The sequence below is a fragment of the uncultured Massilia sp. genome (assembly GCF_913773735.1).
Lineage (GTDB): Bacteria > Pseudomonadota > Gammaproteobacteria > Burkholderiales > Burkholderiaceae_D > Telluria.
This window is the reverse complement of sequence record NZ_CAJYEB010000010.1, coordinates 278072-296410: the sequence shown is the minus strand read 5'-3', so window position 1 is coordinate 296410 and position 18339 is coordinate 278072. Positions and strand designations below refer to the sequence as shown.

Annotated in this window: 15 protein-coding genes and 1 other RNA gene; 2 read left to right on the top strand and 14 right to left on the bottom strand. The window is 69.6% G+C overall.

Annotation, left to right across the window (positions count from 1 at the left end):
* Positions 1-17: 17 nt before the first annotated feature.
* The 5 genes from recR to ubiD form a co-directional block, all read right to left on the bottom strand.
* The gene (gene recR / locus QZ749_RS04710) at positions 18-608 is read right to left on the bottom strand and encodes a recombination mediator RecR (protein WP_296943807.1); all 591 of its coding nucleotides are present in this window, start codon (positions 606-608) and stop codon (positions 18-20) included.
* Between the two features lie 100 nt (positions 609-708).
* Complete coding sequence (locus QZ749_RS04705; protein ID WP_296943804.1) at positions 709-1035, bottom strand: YbaB/EbfC family nucleoid-associated protein; 327 nt, start codon at positions 1033-1035, stop codon at positions 709-711.
* Between the two features lie 72 nt (positions 1036-1107).
* Positions 1108-3321, bottom strand: coding sequence for a DNA polymerase III subunit gamma/tau (locus tag QZ749_RS04700; protein WP_296943801.1), 2214 nt, complete (start codon positions 3319-3321; stop codon positions 1108-1110).
* A 191-nt stretch (positions 3322-3512) separates the two neighbouring features.
* An RNA gene (ffs, locus tag QZ749_RS04695) (signal recognition particle sRNA small type) lies at positions 3513-3611 on the bottom strand.
* A gap of 164 nt (positions 3612-3775) precedes the next feature.
* Entirely contained in the window at positions 3776-5260 is a 1485-nt protein-coding gene (ubiD, locus tag QZ749_RS04690) for a 4-hydroxy-3-polyprenylbenzoate decarboxylase (RefSeq protein WP_296943798.1), read from the bottom strand.
* A gap of 590 nt (positions 5261-5850) precedes the next feature.
* Here ubiD and QZ749_RS04685 point away from each other — a divergent pair.
* Positions 5851-6633 carry a transglycosylase SLT domain-containing protein gene (locus tag QZ749_RS04685; RefSeq protein WP_296943796.1) on the top strand — a complete coding sequence of 261 codons (783 nt, stop codon included), beginning with the start codon at positions 5851-5853 and terminating at the stop codon, positions 6631-6633.
* 235 nt (positions 6634-6868) lie between these two features.
* Here the strand turns inward: QZ749_RS04685 and nusB are convergent, their stop codons facing one another.
* From nusB to ribBA, 3 genes are all read right to left on the bottom strand, one after another.
* Complete coding sequence (nusB, locus tag QZ749_RS04680) at positions 6869-7339, bottom strand: transcription antitermination factor NusB (RefSeq protein WP_296943794.1); 471 nt, start codon at positions 7337-7339, stop codon at positions 6869-6871.
* 16 nt (positions 7340-7355) lie between these two features.
* On the bottom strand, positions 7356-7835 hold the full coding sequence (gene ribH / locus QZ749_RS04675; RefSeq protein ID WP_296943792.1) for a 6,7-dimethyl-8-ribityllumazine synthase: 480 nt from the start codon (positions 7833-7835) through the stop codon (positions 7356-7358).
* Positions 7836-7932: 97 nt separating this feature from the next.
* Positions 7933-9045 (bottom strand): bifunctional 3,4-dihydroxy-2-butanone-4-phosphate synthase/GTP cyclohydrolase II, encoded by a 1113-nt coding sequence (gene ribBA / locus QZ749_RS04670; protein ID WP_296943789.1) that lies wholly within the window; start codon positions 9043-9045, stop codon positions 7933-7935.
* A 252-nt stretch (positions 9046-9297) separates the two neighbouring features.
* Here ribBA and QZ749_RS04665 point away from each other — a divergent pair, with 252 nt between their 5' ends.
* Positions 9298-12153 (top strand): pitrilysin family protein, encoded by a 2856-nt coding sequence (locus QZ749_RS04665; RefSeq protein WP_296943787.1) that lies wholly within the window; start codon positions 9298-9300, stop codon positions 12151-12153.
* Between the two features lie 107 nt (positions 12154-12260).
* Here the strand turns inward: QZ749_RS04665 and QZ749_RS04660 are convergent, their stop codons facing one another.
* The 6 genes from QZ749_RS04660 to QZ749_RS04635 form a co-directional block, all read right to left on the bottom strand.
* The gene (locus tag QZ749_RS04660) at positions 12261-14219 is read right to left on the bottom strand and encodes a S9 family peptidase (protein WP_296943786.1); all 1959 of its coding nucleotides are present in this window, start codon (positions 14217-14219) and stop codon (positions 12261-12263) included.
* Between the two features lie 315 nt (positions 14220-14534).
* Positions 14535-15170 (bottom strand): riboflavin synthase, encoded by a 636-nt coding sequence (locus QZ749_RS04655; RefSeq protein ID WP_296943783.1) that lies wholly within the window; start codon positions 15168-15170, stop codon positions 14535-14537.
* A 70-nt stretch (positions 15171-15240) separates the two neighbouring features.
* Positions 15241-16347, bottom strand: coding sequence for a bifunctional diaminohydroxyphosphoribosylaminopyrimidine deaminase/5-amino-6-(5-phosphoribosylamino)uracil reductase RibD (gene ribD / locus QZ749_RS04650; protein ID WP_296943781.1), 1107 nt, complete (start codon positions 16345-16347; stop codon positions 15241-15243).
* A gap of 61 nt (positions 16348-16408) precedes the next feature.
* On the bottom strand, positions 16409-16975 hold the full coding sequence (locus QZ749_RS04645; RefSeq protein ID WP_296943778.1) for a GspH/FimT family pseudopilin: 567 nt from the start codon (positions 16973-16975) through the stop codon (positions 16409-16411).
* Positions 16972-17451, bottom strand: coding sequence for a type IV pilin protein (locus QZ749_RS04640; RefSeq protein WP_296943776.1), 480 nt, complete (start codon positions 17449-17451; stop codon positions 16972-16974). Before QZ749_RS04640 ends, QZ749_RS04645 begins: the two co-directional genes overlap by 4 nt.
* A 20-nt stretch (positions 17452-17471) precedes the next feature.
* Positions 17472-18329, bottom strand: a complete 858-nt coding sequence (locus tag QZ749_RS04635; protein WP_296943774.1) for a pilus assembly protein — start codon at positions 18327-18329, stop codon at positions 17472-17474.
* Between the last annotated feature and the right edge of the window lie 10 nt (positions 18330-18339).

Genomic DNA, 18339 nt, shown 5'->3' with positions numbered 1-18339 from the left:
CCCTCACGGGAGGCCCATTATGCACTGCGTCTGTCCAGCATGGCGCGCGCGATGGTGCCGGCGTCCACGTACTCGAGTTCGCCCCCCACCGGTACGCCGCGCGCCAGCCGGCTGACCTTCAGCCCGCGCGCCTTCAGCATCTCGCTGATGTAGTGGGCGGTCGCCTCGCCCTCGTTGGTGAAATTGGTCGCCAACACCACTTCGGCGACCTGGCCGTCGTTGGCGCGGTTGACCAGTTTTTCGAGATGCAGGTCGCGCGGACCGATGCCGTCCAGCGGCGACAGCCTGCCCATCAGCACGAAGTACAGGCCCTTGTAGGTCAGGGTCTGCTCGATCATGATCTGGTCCGCCGGCGTCTCGACCACGCACAGCAGCGCGCGGTCGCGCTCCTCGTCCGCGCACAGTTCGCAGACCTCGGTCTCGGAAAAGGTATTGCACATGGCGCAGTGGTGCACCGAGTCGACGGCCTGGTACAGCGCGCGCGACAGCATGGCCGCGCCTTCGCGGTCGTGCTGCAGCAGGTGGAAGGCCATGCGCTGCGCCGACTTCGGTCCGACGCCCGGCAGGCGGCGCAGGGCCTCGGTCAGGAAGTCGAGCGATTTGGACATGATGGCTCCGGTGAAAGGAATCGGCGCCCCTGCCCCGGGCACCAGGGATGCGGCGGCAGGGACGGCGCCGGCACGCGCCGGCGCGGATGCTGCAGGCGTCTCAGAACGGCATCTTGAAGCCCGGCGGGATCGGCAGGCCGGCGGTCAGGCCGCTCATCTTTTCCTGGGTGGTCGCCTCGGCCTTGCGGATCGCGTCGTTGAACGCGGCGGCGACCAGGTCTTCCAGCATGTCGCGGTCGTCGCCCAGCAGCGACGGGTCGATCGTGACGCGCTTGACGTCGTTCTTGCAGGTCATGACGACCTTGACCAGGCCGGCGCCGGACTGGCCTTCGACTTCGATGAGGGCCAGCTGGTCTTGCGCCTTCTTCATGTTGTCCTGCATGGCCTGTACCTGCTTCATCATGCCTGCGAGCTGGTTCTTCATCATGGTGTGTTCTCCAATGGGTCGGGTGAAACGAAAGGGATTCGAAAAGCGGGCCGGGTCGTCTGCAGCGCCCGATCAGGTCGCGATCGGCCGCACCGAGCCGGGCACCACGAACGCGTCGAAGGTGCGCGCCATCTCCTGCACGAACGGGTCGGCCTCGACGGTCGCCTCGGCCTCGCGCTGCAGCCGCTCGCGGCGCGCCTTCGCTTCCGCGCTGGCGGTGTACCAGACCGGCGCGATCTCGGTGTCGACGTTCACGCGCACGGACGGGAAGCATTCCTGCAGCGCCGCGCACAGTTTCTCGCTGTTGCCGCTGGCGCGCAGCGTGTCGACCGGCACGCGCAGGCGGAAGGTGGCGGCGCCGGCGTCGGCCCGGCACTCCACCAGTTCGGTCTGGAACGCGAGCTGCTGGGCCACGCCGCGCAGCGGCAGCGAGGCGGCCAGCGCGGGCCAGTTGCCGTCCCAGCCGAGCTGCGCCACCGGCGTGACGACGTAGGGATACGGCGCGACGCTCGACGCGGCCACGCGCGCCGGCGGCGGCGCCAGCGCGGGGGCGTCGGCGGCCGGCGCGGCGACGGCGGTATCGTCGGAAAATTCGGTGACCCAGGACGGCGGCTCATCGTCGGCCACGGTCTGTTCATGGGCCTGCGGCGCCTGCCGCGCCACGGCGCCCGGCTGCGCGCGGCCCGCGGGCTGCTGCGCCGGCGCCGGCGCCTGCGCGCGGGCCTGCGCCTGCGTGCCGGCGCCCGGCGCCGCATCCCACGGCGCCGTCGACGCGGCGGCGGGACGGGCCGGGGCGGCGCTCGCCTGCGGCCCGGGGATGGATGCGGGGGACGGCGCCGGCACCGGCGCCGCGGGCGCGGCGGAGGCATCGGCCGGCGGCGGACGCTTGGCGACGCCGCCGCTGCCGCCGCGCGAGGCGGCGCGCGCCGCTTCCAGCGCGGCATTGATCGAGGCGCGGGCCAGGCTCATGGCCGGGGCGCCGCCGCCGGCTGCGGAAGCGGGAGCGGGCGCTCCGGCCGGTGCGCCGTGGCCATGGGCGGCAGCCGGCCCGGCCGCCGGACGCGCCGGCGCCTGGGAGACCGGTGCGGACGGCGCCGGCGCCGCGGCCGGGCGGACCGCCTGGGCCTGCGGCAGCGGGCGCGCCAGCGCGCCCGGCGCCGGGGTGCCGGCTGGCTCGGCGCCGCCCTGCCCCGGACGGAAGGCCAGCATGCGCAGCAGCGTCATCGTGAAGCCGGCGTACTCGTCCGGCGCGAGGCCGATCTCGTTGCGGCCGTGCACGGCGATCTGGTAGTACAGCTGCACTTCCTGCGGATCGAAGGCGAGCGCCAGGCGCTGGATGTCGGCCAGTTCGGGGAGGTCCTGCGGCACGGCCGTCGGCACGGTCTGCGCCAGCGCGATACGGTGCAGCAGCGTGCCGAGGTCCTGCAGCGCGCCGTTGTACGACAGGCTGCGGCTGGCCATCTCGTCCGCCACCGCCATCAGGTCGGCGCCGTCCTGCTGCGCCAGCGCGTCGAGCAGGCGCACGAGGTAGGACTGGTCGAGCGCGCCCAGCATGCCCTGCACGGCGTCGAGCGTGACGGCGCCGGCGGCGTAGGCGATGGCCTGGTCGGTCAGCGACAGCGCATCGCGCATCGACCCGTGCGCGCCCTGCGCCAGCAGGCGCAGCGCCGGCTGCTCGAAGGTCACGCCTTCCTGGCCGAGGATGTTTTCCAGGTGCCCGACGATATGGCCCGGCGGCATCTGCTTGAGGTTGAACTGCAGGCAGCGCGACAGCACCGTCACCGGGATCTTTTGCGGGTCGGTGGTCGCGAGGATGAATTTCACGTGCTCGGGCGGTTCTTCCAGCGTCTTCAGCATGGCGTTGAAGGCGTGGTTGGTCAGCATGTGCACCTCGTCGATCATGTAGACCTTGTAGCGTGCGTTGCTGGGCGCATAGACCGCCTGCTCGAGCAGTTGCGCCATCTCGTCGACGCCGCGGTTGGAGGCGGCGTCCATCTCGATGTAGTCGACGAAGCGGCCGGCGTCGATCGCGCGGCAGGCTTCGCACTGGCCGCAGGGTTCGGCGGTGATGCCGCCCTGCCCGTCCGGCCCGGTACAGTTGAGCGACTTGGCCAGGATGCGCGACAGCGTCGTCTTGCCCACCCCGCGCGTGCCGGTGAACAGGTAGGCGTGGTGCAGCCGCCCGGTGCGCAGTGCATGGGTCAGGGCACGGACGACGTGCTCCTGGCCGACCAGCGTTTCGAAGTTCCGGGGACGGTATTTGCGGGCGAGGACTTGATAGGACATACCGCGATTTTACCGTAGACCGGGGGCGCAGGGCCAATACTCCATGTCCGGCGGACACGACGCTGCGGGATGGCGGCGCAACACGCGGGCGCAACGAAGCGTGCCCTGGAGGGCCATCGACGACGAAATGGAAACGAGAGGGAAACGGGAGGCGGAAAGACGAGGACGGCGAGGAATACGGGAACAACGAAAGAGGCGAGCCTGATCTGCGGCACTTGCGGTGAACGGCTTTGGCTGCTTCGTTCCCGACCTGACCAGGTAAACCATGCCACAATGCGCAGGGGCCCGCCAGCTCGCATTATACCCGACGCGGGAGGGGCAGGCAAACGGCTTTGTCGCCGCGCTATGTATGCCCTATATATATGTGTATGCGGCAGGGGTCAGGGCCCGGTGTCGATGTCCAATGGGCCCTGCCCCCGGTGTCGAACGGCGCGGCACGCGCACCGCCCGCGCGCTACAGTCCCAGCTGCTGCCAGATCCCGTCCACGCGCGCCTTGACCTCCGGCGTCATCACGATCGGCGTGCCCCACTCGCGGTCGGTCTCGCCCGGCCACTTGTTGGTGGCGTCGATGCCCATCTTGCTGCCCAGGCCGCTGACCGGCGACGCGAAGTCGAGGTAGTCGATCGGCGTATTGTCGACCAGCACCGTGTCGCGCGTCGGGTCGACGCGGGTCGTGATCGCCCAGATCACTTCCTTCCAGTCGCGCACGTCGACGTCCTCGTCCACCACGACGATGAACTTGGTGTACATGAACTGGCGCAGGAAGCTCCACACGCCGAACATCACGCGCTTGGCGTGGCCGGCGTACTGCTTCTTCATCTGCACCACCGCCATGCGGTAGCTGCAACCTTCCGGCGGCAGGTAGAAGTCGGTGATCTCGCTGAACTGCTTCTGCAGCAGCGGGATGAACACCTCGTTCAGCGCCACGCCCAGCACGGCCGGCTCGTCGGGCGGCTTGCCGGTATAGGTGGAGTGGTAGATCGGGTCGCGCCGCATCGTGATGCGGTCGATGGTGAACACCGGGAACCAGTCCTGCTCGTTGTAGTAGCCGGTGTGGTCGCCGTACGGGCCTTCCAGCGCATGCTCGAAGCCGGTCGGATGGCTCTGGTCCGGATAGATATGGCCTTCCAGCACGATCTCGGCGGATGCCGGCACGCGCAGCTCGCTGCCGATAGCCTTGGTGAGCGTCGTGCGCTGGCCGCGCAGCAGCCCGGCGAACTGGTATTCGGACAGCGTGTCCGGCACCGGCGTCACCGCGCCCAGGATGGTGGCCGGATCGGCGCCCAGCGCCACGGCCACCGGATACGGCTGGCCCGGGTTGGCGATGCAGTGCTCGCGGAAATCGAGCGCGCCGCCGCGGTGCGCCAGCCAGCGCATGATGACCTTGTTCGGCCCCAGCACCTGCTGGCGGTAGATGCCCAGGTTCTGGCGTTTCTTGTTCGGCCCCTTGGTGATGACCAGGCCCCAGGTGATCAGCGGCGCGATGTCGCCCGGCCAGCAATGCTGGATCGGCAGGCGGCCCAGGTCCACGTCCTGCCCTTCCCAAACGATTTCCTGGCAGGGCGCGCCCTTGATTTCCTTGGGCGCCATGTCCCACACGGCCTTGACGAGCGAGCCCATGTCCATGATGTCGCGCAATCCCTTGGGCGGCTCGGGCTCCTTGAGGCGCGCCAGCACGTGGCCGATGCGACGCAGCTCGCCGACGTCGTCGGCACCCATGCCCAGCGCCACCCGGCGCGGCGTGCCGAACAGGTTGGCGAGCACCGGGATGGTGTGGCCGGTGGGCTTTTCGAACAGCAGGGCCGGTCCGCCGGCGCGCAGCGTGCGGTCGCAGACCTCCGTCATCTCGAGATTCGGGGAAATGGGCACCGATATGCGCTTGAAGTCACCGATTTCTTGCAACTTAGCAAGGAAATCGCGTAAATCAGAGTAGTTCATCGCGTTTTTAATTCTTTTTTACATCTTTTGAGGTTGGCTAACAATCAGCGGCAAGTGATTGATTTGCCAAAGAATTGATGAGCCCCGAGGCTTACTTTAGATCTGAAAGTAATAAAGAACAGGCGTGCTAGTATTGACTTGGTATAAACGCGCCCCTACAATCCGCCTACTTAGTGAGACAGGCCCGTCCAGAACGTGATTTTAGCCGGTCTCATTCTTTCACGGGGACGGGGCCCCAGCGACATTTTAAGGAGTGTTTCCCTGGGCGTCTGCCCAACCTCCCCCGAGAACTTGTTAGCCACTGGGCGCCTCCATCGCAGCGCGGCCCAGCTGTAGCAAGCAACGACGGCGTTAGTCGACCGCAACGAGCGGCGACGGACGGTTTTCTGATGCACGGCATGAGTATGTCCATGACTGCAGCGCTTCGCGCGCCGCAATGGGAACGCTTTTTCCGCGACAAAGGAGAGACGATGATCCATCGCTTCATCGGTACGAGCGCAAGGCTCGTCCAACAGGCGGCCAGCCAGCCCATCACGTGGTCTTCCGTGATCAAAACGGCGCGCGGTGTCTTTACCACCGCAAAACATACGATGACCGTATTCGGCATTTCCGCAGTCGCCATGATGGCGCTGCTGTACCTCCGCCCCGACTTCGCCAAGCGCGTGTCGGATTTCCTGAGCCCGCAACAGGCAGCTCCCGCTGTCGTGGCGGCCGCTCCCGCACGGCCGCAGGCCGCCGCGGCCCACGCCGTCGAAGTCGCCAACGACGACAAGACGCACCGCGTCACGCGCCAGCAGAAGTACGTGACCGACTGGCTGTCGCGGCGCTACCGCGTAGCCGGCGACGCCGCCAACATGCTGGTGACGACCGCCTACAACACGGCCCACGAGATCAAGCTCGACCCGCTGCTGATCCTGGCCGTGATGGCCATCGAATCGGGCCTGAATCCGTTCGCGGAAAGCCCGATGGGCGCGCAGGGCCTGATGCAGGTGATGTCGAAGGTCCACAGCGACAAGTTCGAGGAAGTCGGCGGCAAGCAGGCTGCCCTGAATCCGGTCGCCAACATCCGCGTCGGCGCCCAGATCCTGAAGGATTACGTGACCCGCACCGGTTCCGTCGAGGGCGGCCTCAAGACCTACGTCGGCGCCGGCGCCTTCGACGACGATTCCGGCTACGGCAACAAGGTCATGGCCGAGTACAACCGCCTGAAGCAGGTCGCGCGCGGCAAGAACGTGCCGATCTACACCGCCCCTGCGGCCCCGGTCGCGCCGGCCGCGACGCTGGCCCAGAAATCGGCGCCCGCGCCGAAGGCCGATGCCGCCGAGACGGCGCACGGCAACAGCCAGAACGGCGAGACCGTCGCCGGGCTGTAACACCCCTTCCTGGTCGAAAGCCACCGTTGGCGGGAGCCGCGGTGGCTTTCTTTTTGGCGCCCCGTCACCCCGGCGCGTGCCGGGGGCCCGATGGTTCCCGCGTTTCGACGCCACATGCGCAGTCCGCCCCAGCCTGCGCCGCAGCGACAGGTCATGCACCTGGACCGCAGGACAAACAAAAAGGCCGCCCCGGTTCCCCGGCGCGGCCTCTCTCTATATATAGAGGGTAAAACGATCAGCGCTTCGCGTCCGCGCCCGCCTCGTCCGGGCGCAGCCTGCCGACCAGGCGGTCGAGCACGCCGTTCACGTACTTATGGCCGTCGATGCCGCCGAAGGACTTGGTCAGCTCGACCGCTTCGTTGATGACGACGCGGTACGGGATTTCGAGCTGGTTCTTCAGCTCATAGGCGCCCAGCAACAGCACCGCGTGCTCGATCGGCGACAGTTCGGCGACCGGACGGTCGACGGTCGGCGCCAGCAGCTCGCGCAGCTCGACCGACTGGGCGATCGCGCCGTGCAGCAACTCCTTGAAGTATTCGCTGTCGGCCTTGTCGAAACCGTGCGCGGTACGGATGTTGGCGATGATCGTGGCCGCCGGCTCATTGTTCAGCAGCCATTGGTACAAACCCTGCAGGGCGAACTCGCGCGCGCGGTGACGCGGCGTGCGGTTCTTGTTCGGGTTGGCGTGCGTAGTTTTTTCAGTCATGTTCCTTGCCTTGCTTTCAGTCTTCCTCGGCCTGCAGTTCTTCCAGGCCCAGCAGCAGATTGGCCATCTCGACCGCGACGCGCGCGGCATCGGTGCCCTTTTCGGCCATGCGGGCCTCGGCCTGCTCGTCGTTTTCGGTGGTCAGGATCGCGTTGGCGATCGGCATGCCATAGTCCAGGCCCACGCGGGTGATGCCGGCGCCGGATTCGTTCGACACCAGTTCGAAGTGATAGGTCTCGCCGCGGATGACGGCGCCCAGCGCGACCAGCGCGTCGAACTGCTGGGTCTCGGCCATCTTCTGCAGGGCCAGCGGGACTTCGAGGGCGCCCGGTACGGTCACGTGCAGGATGTCCTCGTCGGCCACGCCGAGATGTTTCAGTTCTGCCAGGCATGCCGACAGCAGGCCGTGCCCGACGTCCGCGTTGAAACGCGCCTGCACGATCCCGATGCGCAGGCCTTCGCCTGCCAGATTGCTTTCAAAAGTTCCTACCGTCATGGCTGCCTCTTGTTCTCTTGCTACGTTGAATGTGGATGGATACGTCAATGGTACCGCGTTCGCCGTGCGGCGCGGTACCCCGTGTGTGGATCGCGCGTCACGCCTCCGGGCGCGCCAGGTAGCCCGTGACCTCCAGGTCGAAGCCGGTCATCGACGGCATCTTGCGCGGGTTGGCCAGCAGCTTCATCTTGCGCACGCCGAGCTGGCGCAGGATCTGCGCGCCGATGCCGTAGGTGCGCAGGTCGAGGTTGGCCGCGCGCCCGGCCGGGCGGCTGGCCGGCTTGTCCATCGCCTCGAAGCGTTCGAACAGCTCGGCCGCGGTCTCGCCGGCATTGAGCAGGACGATCACGCCGGCCTCGGCGCGCTTGACCGTGTCCATCGCCGCCGCCAGGTTCCACGAGTGCGAGGTGCACGCGGTATCGAGCACGTCCAGGATCGACACCGGCTGGTGCACGCGCACCAGCGCCTCGCGCTCCTCGGACGGCGTGCCGTGCACCAGCGCCAGGTGGGCCGAGCCGCTCGGCTGGTCGCGGAAGGCGATCAGCTGGAATTCGCCGTGGGCGGTCGCCAGCGTGCGCTCGGCAACGCGCTCGACCAGCGTCTCGGTCTGGCTGCGGTAATGGATCAGGTCGGCGATGGTGCCGATCTTCAGGCCGTGTTCCTCGGCAAAGGCGAGCAGGTCGGGCAGGCGCGCCATGGTGCCGTCTTCCTTGATGATCTCGCAGATGACGGACGCCGGGGTCAGGCCCGCCATCTCGGTCAGGTCGCAGCCCGCCTCGGTATGGCCTGCGCGCATCAGCACGCCGCCCTTGACCGCGCGCAGCGGGAAGATGTGGCCCGGCTGCACCAGGTCTTCCGGCTTCGCGTCCTTGGCCACCGCCACCTGGATCGTGCGCGCGCGGTCGGCCGCCGAGATACCGGTGGTGACGCCTTCGGCGGCCTCGATCGACACCGTGAAATTGGTGCCGAACGAGGTGCCGTTGCGGGTCGTCATCATCGGCAGTTCCAGGCGGTCGCAGATCTCCTCGGCCAGGGTCAGGCAGACCAGCCCGCGCGCGTGACGGATCATGAAGTTGATCGCCTCGGGCGTGACGTGCTCGGCGGCGAGCACCAGGTCGCCCTCGTTCTCGCGGTCTTCTTCGTCGACCAGGATGACCATGCGCCCGGCGCGCAGTTCTTCGACGATTTCCTGGGTGGTGGAGATGGGCATGTGGGTTCCTCGAAACGGGGCGGCGGGGCGCGCCAAATCCGTTATTTTAATGGATTTGCCAGCATTTCACTGCCTCCCCGGGCCATCCGCCGGCCGCCGGCCGCCCCGAACCGCCTTTTGGCGGGGATCTTCGTTGCACTTCGACAACGACGCGGTCCGCGCTGCAGGGGCACGGTCATGGTTTTCTACCATTGTGTCGACTAACTTGCCATGTAGAATGGGTGTTTCCTGCCTCAACCGGACATCCTCCGCATGACTCATCGTTTCGCCCGTTTCACCCAGTCGATCGTCCTGTTCCTCATCCTGTGCGCCAGCGGCCTGGCGGGTGCCGCCGCGCTGAGGCTCGACGATCCGCTGCCGGTCGGCCCCCTGGTCCGGGTCGGCAAGCTGCCGAACGGCCTCACCTATTACATCCAGCAGAACCGCAAGCCGGAGCGCAAGCTCGAGCTGCGCCTGGTCGTCAAGGCCGGCTCGATCCTGGAGGACGAGGACCAGCGCGGCCTGGCCCACTTCACCGAGCACATGGCGTTCAACGGCTCGACGCATTTCAAGAAGCACGAACTGGTGTCCTACCTGCAGTCGATCGGCGTGAAGTTCGGCGCCGACCTGAACGCCTACACTTCGTTCGACGAAACCGTGTACATCCTGCCGGTCCCGGTCGCGGGCCGGCAGGAACTGGACAAGGCCTTCCTGGTGCTGGAAGACTGGGCCCACGGCCTGACGCTGAACGACGCCGACATCGACAAGGAGCGCGACATCATCCTGGAGGAGCTGCGCCTCGGCAAGGGCGCCGGCGACCGCATGCAGAAAGTCCTGATGCCGAAGATCTACAATGGCTCGCGCTACGCCGAGCGCCTGCCGATCGGCCAGGAAGACGTGATCCGCAACTTCCGTCCCGACGCGCTGCGCCGCTTCTACCGCGACTGGTACCGGCCCGACCTGATGGCCGTGGTCGCCGTCGGCGACGTCGATCCGGCCCACATCGAGCAACTGGTCAAGCGCCACTTCGCCGGCCTGAAGAACCCGGCGCCGGCGCGCCCGCGCGAGTACGCCGCGATCCCGCCGCGCGCCGGCACCGAGGCGCTGGTCGTCACCGACAAGGAAGCGGGGCCGGCCTCGATCCTGATCCGCTATCCGGTGCTGCCCTACCGCGAGCGCGCCACCATCGGCGGCTACCGCGAGCAGCTGGTCGAGAGCCTGTTCTCGGGCATGCTGAACCAGCGCCTGGCGGAACTGGCGCAGCTGCCGACGCCGCCGTTCATGGCGGCCAGCAGCGCGCTGTCGCGCCTGACCCCGCGCTACCGCTCCTGGAACGCGACCGCGGCGCTGGGCGAGAACGGCGCCCCGGCCGCCATCGACGCGCTGGTGCAGGAAAACGAGCGCGCCCGCAAGTTCGGCTTCGGCGCGCAGGAACTGGAGCGCGTCAAGAAGACCCTGCTGCGCACCTACGAACGGGCCTGGAACGAGCGCGACAAGACCGATTCGGCCGTCTACGCGTCCGAATACATGCGCCACTTCCTCGAAGGCGAGGCGATCCCCGGCATCGATGCCGAGTACCGCTACGTCAGCGAACTGGTGCCGGGCATCACGCTGGACGAGATCAACGCCTATGCGCGCCGCACCATCCCGGCCGATTCGGGCAAGCTGGTGGTCTACACCGGCCCGGCCCAGGGCGCGGAGAAGGACGGCGCCGCGATCCCGAGCGGCGACGAGCTGCTGGCCGCCGTCGCCCGCGCCGAGCGCCTCGACGTGCAGGCGAACGACGCCGAGAAGGCCGTCGCCGCGCGCCTGCTGGACAAGCCGCCGGCGCCGGGACGCATCGTCGGGGAGACGCACGACGAGCGCCTCGGCCTGACCCGCCTGGCGCTGTCGAACGGCGTCAAGGTGATCCTCAAGCCCACCACGTTCCGCAACGACCAGGTGCTGATGAGCGCCGCCCGCTTCGGCGGCCAGAGCCTGTTCGACGAGCGTGACATCTTCAATGCGCGCTATGCCGACGCCATCGTCGCCTCGATGGGCCTGAAGGACTTTTCGCCGCTCGACCTGCGCAAGATCCTGGCCGGCAAGGCGGCCGCCGTCAGCGCGGGCCTGGGCAGCCACACCGACGTCGTGGCCGGCACCGCCGGCGCCACCGACGTCGAGACGATGCTGCAGATGGTATGGCTGAAGTTCGCCGGCGTGCGCCGCGACGAGGATCTGTATAAATCGTTCATCGGCAAGCAGATGGAACTGGCGCGCAACCGCCTGGCGCAGCCGGGCGCGCAGTTCGGCGACACCGTGCTGGCCACGCTGTACGACAACAACCCGCGCGCGCCGCGCGCGCTGCGCCCGGACGACGTCACGCGCATCGACCTGGACCGCGCGATCGCCATCTACCGCGAGCGCTTTTCCAGCGCGCGCGACCTGACCTTCATCTTCGTCGGCAGCTTCGACGTGGCCGCCATCAAGCCGCTGCTGGCGACCTACCTGGGCAGCCTGCCGACGCCGCCGCTGCCGACCGCCTACCGCGACCTGGGCGTGCGCCCGGTGCGCGGCGTGGTCAAGCGCGTGGTGAACAGCGGCTCGGAAGAACGCAGCACGGTATCGCTGACCTTCACCGGCGCCGCCGACGTCGACGAGCACGAGGAACTGCGCCTGTCGGCGCTGACGGAGCTGATGAACCTGCGCATCATCGACGTGCTGCGCGAGAAGCTGGGCCTGATCTACGGCGGCGGCATGGAAGGCTCGATGACGCGCCTGCCCTACCCGCACTACACGGTCGGCGTGACGCTGCCGACCGGCCCGCAGAACGTCGGCAAGGTGGTCGACACGACCTTCGCCGAGATCGAGCGCATGCGCGCGCGCGGCCCGGACCAGGCCGACCTGGACAAGATCAAGGCGAACTGGATGCAGACCTACCGCAAGTCGCTGCAGGAGAACGGCTACTGGCTGGCGGTGCTGCAGACCTCGTTGACCGAGGGGACCGACCCGTCCACCGTCCTCACGCTGGACAAGGAAGTCGCGGCGCTGTCGGTGCACGACGTGCGGGAGGCGGCGCAGCGCTACCTCGATCCGCAGAATTACGTGCAGGTGGTGCTGAATCCGGAGGCGCCGGCGGCGCCGAAATGACGCCGCGATGTCATGCCGGCGCTTGGTGGGCACGGGGTGCCCACGCGTGACGTTCGCATCGAGCCAGCGCCGTAGGGTGCGCACCCCGTGCGCACCACCCCTTCACGTTACTTCAAATACTTGTTGAACCATCCGATTTCGCGCGCCCGCAGGTCGCGCTGGTGCTCCGGCTTGCGCAGCGAGTGCCCCTCGTCGGCGTAGATCACCAGCGAGGTGGGCACGCCCATCGCCTTCAGCCCGTGCCAGAATTCCAGCGACTGCGCCGGCGGGCATTCGACGTCGCGCTCGCCCACGTAGATGAAGGTCGGCGTCCGGGCGGCCTTGATCGACTCGATCGGCGAGGCGGCGCGGTACACGGCCGGATCGTCGTACATGGTGGCGCCGAAGAACGGCACCATCCACTGGTCGATGCCGTTCTGGCCGTAGTAGCTGATCCAGTTGGCGATGCCGGCGCCGGCGACGGCGGCCTTGAAGCGGGTGCTGTGCGTCACGCCCCACATCGTCATGAAGCCGCCGTAGGAATGGCCCATCAGGCCCAGGCGCGCGCCGTCGATCGGCGCCGCCTTCAGGGCCGCGTCGACGCCCGCCAGGATGTCGCGCCAGTCGCCGCCGCCGAAGTCGCGCCGGTTGGCGCTGGTGAAGGCGCTGCCCTGGCCGAAGCTGCCGCGCGGATTCGGCATGAACACGAAATACCCTTCGTCCACCAGGTCGCGCAGCAGGTTGCCGGTACCGCCGGCCGCCACGTAGCGCGGCGTCACCGCCGCCGCCGGGCCGCCGTGCACCTGCACGATCATCGGGTAGGTCTTGCCCGGCTCGACCCGGGCGGGGCCGACCAGCCAGCCCTGCACGTCATGGCCCTCGTTGGTCCAGGCCACGCTGCGCGCCGACAGCGCCGGCGCGAAGTGTGCGTTGTCGCGCGTGACGGGCGCCAGCGCAGGCAGGCGGCCGGCGACGATGCGCGGCGCACTGCCGAAATCCTCGTGCACGGAGGCCGCGACCTTGCCGTCGGCGCTGAACACGAAGCGGCCGTCGCGCGAGGCCGTCGCCGTCACCGGCCCCTTCCACAGCAGGCGCGTGCTGCGCGCGGCCGGGTCGATCGCGGCCACGCCGGCGTCGGCGCCGGCCAGCACCGACGCCAGCAATTCCTTGCCGCGCCAGGCGATGCCGTTGAACGTCCCCTTGTAGCCCGGCGTGACGTCGACCGGCTGGCCGCCCGCGAACGGCACCGTGTAGACGTCGCCGCCGACCGAGCCGAAATCGCTCATCAGGCCGCCGATGAAGGCGACCGTGCGGCCGTCCGGCGACACATGCGGCATGTTCATCTGCATCTTCGGCGCCGCCAGCACGCGCAGCGCGCCGCTGGCCGCATCGACGTGGCCCAGCGTCGCGACCCACCAGTTGTTGTCGCCGTTGCCCCTGGCGCTGGTGACGACGAAACCCTTGCCGTCCGGCGTCCAGTCGTATTCGTAGACGAAGGTGTCGGCCGGGGACACCAGCCGCACCGCGCCGCCCGCCGCCGGCACGACGGCCACGCGCTGCGCATCCTCTTCCTGGGCCAGGCCGATCTCGCCGACCTGGCGCGCTCCCGCCTCGACGGCGCCGGTGAGCTTCCTGGCGCCGACGGTGGCGAGGAACGCCAGCTGGCGCCCGTCCGGCGACCAGCGCACCGTGCTGGCGACGCCCTTGACGCTCGCGAGCGCCGTCATCCGGCCGTCGCGCAGCAGGTAGACGGTGGCGGTACCGGCTTGCGGATCGCTGCCGATCACGGCCAGCGCTGCCTGGTCGGGCGACCAGCTGGGCGCATCCAGGCGGCAGGCGGCGCATTCGGCCAGCTGGTAGGTGGCGGCGATGGCGCCGTCGCTGCGCGCACGGACGACGACGCGCGGTCCCGCCTTGGGTTCGCCGTCGACGGTCTCGATCGCCGCGATGCGCTCGCCATCGGCCGAGATCGCCAGCGCGCGGTAGCTGCGCAAGCCGGCGGGATCGGCCGTCGCGGCGCCGGCTGCGGCCAGCAGCGCGGCCAGGGTGGCGGCGCGTGCGAGCGCCGTGGGGTGTCGTTGGGTCATGTCGCTTACCTCTTGGTATCGTCGTTGTGATGTCGGGCGACGCCGCCGTCGAGACAGGCGCGCGCGGGCGCCGCCATGCGGCCGGAATTGCCAGCGGGCAGTCTACGTCAAATGGATGAGGGGACACGGTTGTTTTGCGGGTGCGTGCTCTGCCAGCACGTCGCCCCGGCGCAGGCCGGGGTCCAATGCTGCATGCGCCGTCGCACTGCATGCGCATTGGGTCCCGGCCTCCGCCGGGACGACGTGCACGTCAGTGCGTGCACGGCCATGCGCCTTTTGCGACAGCCTCCTGCGCCGGGACGACGGCGTTGCCGGTCAGGCCTTGGCCGCGCCCAGCATGCGCTCGACGTAGCGCGCGATCAGGTCGATTTCCAGGTTCACGCGGGCGCCCGCGTGCAGGTGCTTGAGCGTGGTGACGGCGATCGTGTGCGGGATCAGGTTGATCGAGAAGCGGCAGCAGGCGGCTGCGGCGCCATCGGCGGCCACGTCCTCGACGCTGTTGACGGTCAGCGACACGCCATTGACGACCACCGATCCCTTGTAGGCCAGGAACTTGCCCAGCTCATGGGGCGCATCGACGACCAGCTTGTACGACTCGCCCACCTGCTCGAAGGCGTGCACGCTGCCCAGGCCGTCGACGTGGCCCGACACCAGGTGCCCGCCCAGGCGCTCGGCCAGCGTCAGCGCCTTCTCGAGATTGACTTCGCCCGGCTGGTCCAGCCCGACGGTGCGGTTCAGGCTCTCGCGCGAGACGTCGACGGCGAACGCATCGGCGGTCTTCTCGACGACGGTCATGCAGGCGCCGTTGATGGCGATCGAGTCGCCCAGGGCGACGTCGGCCAGCGGCAGGCCGCCGGCATCGATCTCGAGGCGCACGCCGGCGTCCGCGCCGCCCGCGAGCGGCGCGACCGACTTGATGCTGCCGACGGCAGCGACGATTCCAGTAAACATGGCTTGAGGTTCCTTCCTTGTGTTCGGTTGAGGTCGTTATTCGGTGCTCGATGAATGATCCGTAGGGTTTTTATTCGGCATGGTCGTGAGCGAAGCGCGCCAGGATGCGCAGGTCCGGCCCGACCTGGGCCACGCCATGGAAGCGCAGCTGGCGCTTGTCGGCCAGGCGCGCCAGCGGCGGCAGCGCGAACATGCCCTGCCCCGGCCCGACCAGGCTGGGCGCTAGGTAGACCAGCAGCTCGTCCACGCAGCCTTCGCGCACCAGCGAGGCGTTCAGCCTGGCGCCGGCCTCCACGTGCAACTCGTTGATCTCGCGCCGGCCCAGCTCCAGCATCAGCGCCGGCAGGTCGACCTTGCCGGCGGCGTTGGGCAGCACGATGACCTCGTGGCCGGCCGCGCGCAGCGCCGCTTCCTTGGCGGTACCGGCGACGGCGGCCACGATCCAGCACGGCTCGCCCCGCAGGATGCGCGCGCCGGGATCGATGTCGAGGCGGCTGTCGACGATCACGCGGCGCGGCTGCAGCGGCGTATCGACGCCGCGCGCCGTCAGTTGCGGATCGTCCTGCCTGACGGTGCCGATGCCGGTGAGGATGGCGCTCGCGCGGGCGCGCCAGGCATGCCCGTCGGCGCGCGCCTGCGCGCTGGTGATCCACTGGCTCTCGCCATCGTCCAGCGCGGTGGCGCCGTCCAGGCTGGCGGCCGTCTTGAGGCGCACCCAGGGGCGGCCATGGCGCATGCGCCGGAAGAAGCCGATGTTCAGCTCGTGGGCCTCCTCGGCCAGCACGCCGGAGGCGACGTCGATGCCGGCCGCCTCCAGCTGCGCCAGCCCGCGTCCCGCCACCAGCGGATTCGGATCGACCATCGCGGCCACCACGCGCCCCAGGCCGGCCTGCACCAGCGCGTTAGAGCACGGCGGCGTGCGGCCGTAGTGGCTGCACGGCTCCAGCGTCACGTAGGCGGTGGCGCCGCGCACGTCGTTGCCGCGCGCCTGGGCGTCGCGCAGCGCCTGGATCTCGGCATGCGCCTGCCCGGCCGGCTGGGTGTGGCCGGCGCCGATGACGGCGCCGTCGCGCACGATCACGCAGCCGATGCGCGGGTTCGGCGCGGTGATGTACATGCCCTTCGCCGCCCATTCCAGGGCCAGCGCCATGCCTTCGGTATCGCTCTTGATCTGCACGGTGTGTTCCGGTTCCTCGCTTCCTGTGCCGGTGCGGCGCTGCCTCGTGGGGAACGCAGCATCACGGAGGCGCGGCCGCGCCCTCGCAGGTGTCGTCGCGCGCCGGATCGCAGACGCGCGCCCGCCCCAGCATATTGATTTTAATACGGCGGATGCCGTCGCCATGGAACAGCGACAGCGTGCCCCAGCGCGCCGCCGCGCTATTGGTCTCGCTGCAGCTGCGCCCGGCGCCATTGTAGGCGATATAGTAAGGCGGCGCTGGGCTCGTGAAGGCGAAGACGACGGCCAGCCCCGGCGCCAGCGGCCCGTGCCGGGCGATCGGTTCGTCGCCCGCGCCGGGCTGGCCGTCGCCGTCGCTGTCCTGGAACACGATCCAGCCGCGGCTCCAGTCCCGTCCCGCCGGATCGAGCGGCATCAGCTTGACCTGGCGGCCGCGCGCCAGCGCCTGCGCACGCGCCAGGTTGATCGCGCCGAACAGGTCGCCGGCGGCAGCCTTGAGCTGCAGCGTGCGCACCAGCGCGCGCAAGTCCGGCGCGGCGATGCCGAGCAGGACGGCGGCGATGGCCAGCACGACGAGCAGCTCGGGCAGCGCGAAGCCGGCGCCGCCGCGCGAGGGCAGGCGCCTCATGGCCAGCAGCTCGCGCCGTCGGCCCGCACGCCCTGCGCCCCCTGGCGCCCCAGGCTGTCCAGCGTCAGCGCGCCGCATTCGGGGTCGCGGAAGCGCCGGTCCACGCGTTCCGTGCCCGGCCGCGCGCGCAGCTCGACGCAGTCGTCGATCGCCATGTCCGGACAGGCGCGCGCATCGAGCTCGTAGGCGCTGGACGCGGCATCGTGCCCGGACCACCAGGCGAAGCCGCCGGCATCGTCGCCGTCGCCCTCGGCCGATGCGCCGGCCGAGAACGCGACGTAGCGGTTGTGCTGGGCGCGGTAGCGCTCCTGCTTCTGCATCGCCTCGATCAGGGCCACCTGCCCCTCGGTGCGGCGCGTGCGCACGATGTAGCCGGCATAGGTCGGGTAGGCGATCGACACCAGGATCGATACGATAGCGAGCACGATCAACACTTCGAGCAGCGTGAATCCGGTGGTGACGCGACATGGTTTCATGGTGAGCCTCACGGTGGCGGTCATTGGTTGGCGCGGGCGTGCAGTTCGGGCCAGTTGGCGATTTCGCGCCAGCCGATGCGGCCGGCGGGCAGCGTGCGGGGCGGGTCCGCGGGCTGGTGGTCCGGTGCCGCCGGAGGGGCTTGTGCCGGTGCCTGCGCCGGTGACTGTTCCGGTTCCTGCGCCGGCCCCTGCCCCGCAGGCGGTCCGGCGTCCCCCCCGCCGGAGGCGTCCTGGCCGGGACCGCCTGCGCCGGCGCCCTCGCCCGCGTGCTCGCCCGCGTGTCCGTCCGGCGGCGCCGGCCGCGGCTTGCGGTACAGCGCCTGCAGTACGACCCAGGTGGACGCGCGCATCCCGAAGCCGATGGCGGTGATGCGGTAGAAGCTGCCGTGCGCGGCATCGGCGCCGGCCGGCTCCAGCTTCTCGATCAGGTAGCGCGGCAGCCGCGCCGGCAGGGTGTCGCTGCCCACCGGCAGCACGGCGCCGCTGAAGCGGCCGTACGGCACCAGCGCGCCCGGGTCGGCCGCGGCCAGGTCGACGCGCTGCCAGGCGGGCGGCGACGCCGCGCGGCACAGGCCCAGGTCGGTGGCGCCGCTGCCGCAGCCGCCGGGAAAGTCGCCGCCGCCCGCCGGGTCGAACCACGCCGCCCGCGCCGTCGCCGCGGCGCCTGCGATGTCGCGCTCGGCATCGCGCAGCGCCGCCCCGGCCATGGCGCGCGCCGCGATGCGGTCGCCTTCGTTGCGCGCCGAGGCCAGCAGAGCGAACGCGCCGCGCACGACCGCGACGCCGATCACCATCGCCGCCGCCAGCAACAGCAGCGCGCAGACCAGCGCCACGCCGCGCTGGGCGCGCGCACGCGGCCGGCGTGGCAGCGGGAGCAAGCGTCGCGGA